Origin of the sequence: Acinetobacter sp. SK-43 (genome assembly GCF_015351505.1) — a bacterium.
GTDB lineage: Bacteria > Pseudomonadota > Gammaproteobacteria > Pseudomonadales > Moraxellaceae > Acinetobacter > Acinetobacter junii.
Genome location: NZ_JADKPY010000093.1, coordinates 1 through 2953 on the forward strand (window position 1 = coordinate 1; position 2953 = coordinate 2953).

1 rRNA gene is annotated in these 2953 nt (G+C 50.7%); it reads left to right on the top strand.

The features are described 5' to 3' along the window. Positions 1-19: 19 nt before the first annotated feature. Positions 20-2910 (top strand): 23S ribosomal RNA (locus IRT38_RS17325). The last annotated feature ends 43 nt before the right edge of the window (positions 2911-2953 follow it).

Here is a 2953-nt window from a genome sequence, read left to right on the forward strand (position 1 = left end):
CGACTGTTTGGGGTTGTATAGTCAAGTAATTAAGTGCATGTGGTGGATGCCTTGGCAGTCAGAGGCGATGAAAGACGTGATAGCCTGCGAAAAGCTCCGGGGAGGCGGCAAATATCCTTTGATCCGGAGATTTCTGAATGGGGGAACCCACCCGCTATAAGGCGGGTATCATAAACTGAATACATAGGTTTATGAAGCGAACGAGGGGAAGTGAAACATCTCAGTACCCTTAGGAAAAGAAATCAATTGAGATTCCCTTAGTAGCGGCGAGCGAACGGGGATCAGCCCATTAAGTTATGTGTGTTTTAGTGGAACGCTCTGGGAAGTGCGAACGTAGAGGGTGATATTCCCGTACACGAAAGGGCACACATAATGATGACGAGTAGGGCGAGGCACGTGAAACCTTGTCTGAATATGGGGGGACCATCCTCCAAGGCTAAATACTCCTGACTGACCGATAGTGAACCAGTACCGTGAGGGAAAGGCGAAAAGAACCCCTGTGAGGGGAGTGAAATAGATCCTGAAACCGCATGCATACAAGCAGTGGGAGCCGACTTGTTCGGTGACTGCGTACCTTTTGTATAATGGGTCAGCGACTTATATTCAGTAGCGAGGTTAACCGAATAGGGGAGCCGTAGAGAAATCGAGTCTTAATAGGGCGTTTAGTTGCTGGGTATAGACCCGAAACCAGGCGATCTATCCATGAGCAGGTTGAAGGTTGGGTAACACTAACTGGAGGACCGAACCCACTGTCGTTGAAAAGCCAGGGGATGACTTGTGGATAGGGGTGAAAGGCTAATCAAGCCTGGTGATAGCTGGTTCTCCCCGAAAGCTATTTAGGTAGCGCCTCGGACGAATACCATTGGGGGTAGAGCACTGTTTCGGCTAGGGGGTCATCCCGACTTACCAAACCGATGCAAACTCCGAATACCAATGAGTACTATCCGGGAGACAGACTGCGGGTGCTAACGTCCGTAGTCAAGAGGAAAACAATCCAGACCGCCAGCTAAGGCCCCAAAATCATAGTTAAGTGGGAAACGATGTGGGAAGGCATAGACAGCTAGGAGGTTGGCTTAGAAGCAGCCACCCTTTAAAGAAAGCGTAATAGCTCACTAGTCGAGTCGGCCTGCGCGGAAGATGTAACGGGGCTAAAACTATGTGCCGAAGCTGCGGATTTGACATTAGTCAAGTGGTAGGGGAGCGTTCTGTAAGCCGATGAAGGTGTATTGAGAAGTATGCTGGAGGTATCAGAAGTGCGAATGCTGACGTGAGTAACGACAAAACGGGTGAAAAACCCGTTCGCTGAAAGACCAAGGGTTCCAGTCCAACGTTAATCGGGGCTGGGTGAGTCGACCCCTAAGGCGAGGCCGAGAGGCGTAGTCGATGGGAAATTGGTTAATATTCCAATACTTCTGTGTAATGCGATGAGAGGACGGAGAAGGTTAAGTCAGCCTGGCGTTGGTTGTCCAGGTGGAAGACCGTAGGCATGCATCTTAGGCAAATCCGGGGTGCTCTATGCTGAGAGTCGATAGCAAGCTGTACTTGTACAGTGAAGTGGCTGATACCATGCTTCCAGGAAAAGTCTCTAAGCTTCAGTTACACAGGAATCGTACCCGAAACCGACACAGGTGGTCAGGTCGAGTAGACCAAAGCGCTTGAGAGAACTCTGCTGAAGGAACTAGGCAAAATGGTACCGTAACTTCGGGAGAAGGTACGCTGCTGACGGTGATGGGACTTGCTCCCTGAGCGGTTGGCAGCCGCAGAAACCAGGCCGCTGCAACTGTTTATTAAAAACATAGCACTCTGCAAACACGAAAGTGGACGTATAGGGTGTGATGCCTGCCCGGTGCTGGAAGGTTAATTGATGGGGTTAGCGTAAGCGAAGCTCTTGATCGAAGCCCCAGTAAACGGCGGCCGTAACTATAACGGTCCTAAGGTAGCGAAATTCCTTGTCGGGTAAGTTCCGACCTGCACGAATGGCATAATGATGGCGGCGCTGTCTCCAGCAGAGGCTCAGTGAAATCGAAATCGCTGTGAAGATGCAGTGTACCCGCGGCTAGACGGAAAGACCCCGTGAACCTTTACTGCAGCTTGACATTGAACTTTGACCTTACTTGTGTAGGATAGGTGGGAGGCTTTGAAGTTGGAACGCTAGTTCCAATGGAGCCGTCCTTGAAATACCACCCTGGTAATGTTGAGGTTCTAACTCTGTCCCGTAATCCGGGACGAGGACCATGTCTGGTGGGTAGTTTGACTGGGGCGGTCTCCTCCTAAAGAGTAACGGAGGAGTACGAAGGTGCGCTCAGCGTGGTCGGAAATCACGCGTAGAGTATAAAGGCAAAAGCGCGCTTAACTGCGAGACCCACAAGTCGAGCAGGTACGAAAGTAGGTCTTAGTGATCCGGTGGTTCTGTATGGAAGGGCCATCGCTCAACGGATAAAAGGTACTCTGGGGATAACAGGCTGATACCGCCCAAGAGTTCATATCGACGGCGGTGTTTGGCACCTCGATGTCGGCTCATCTCATCCTGGGGCTGAAGCAGGTCCCAAGGGTATGGCTGTTCGCCATTTAAAGAGGTACGCGAGCTGGGTTTAGAACGTCGTGAGACAGTTCGGTCCCTATCTACCGTGGGCGCTGGAAATTTGAGAGGATCTGCTCCTAGTACGAGAGGACCAGAGTGGACGAACCTCTGGTGTACCGGTTGTCACGCCAGTGGCATCGCCGGGTAGCTATGTTCGGAAGGGATAACCGCTGAAAGCATCTAAGCGGGAAGCCTACCTCAAGATAAGATTTCCCTAGGAATTTATTCCTCTAAAGAGCCGTTCGAGACTAGGACGTTGATAGGTTGGGTGTGGAAGCACGGTGACGTGTGAAGCTGACCAATACTAATTGCTCGTGAGGCTTGACTATACAACACCCAAACAGTTGTTGTATTCAAGATAAATTCAATACA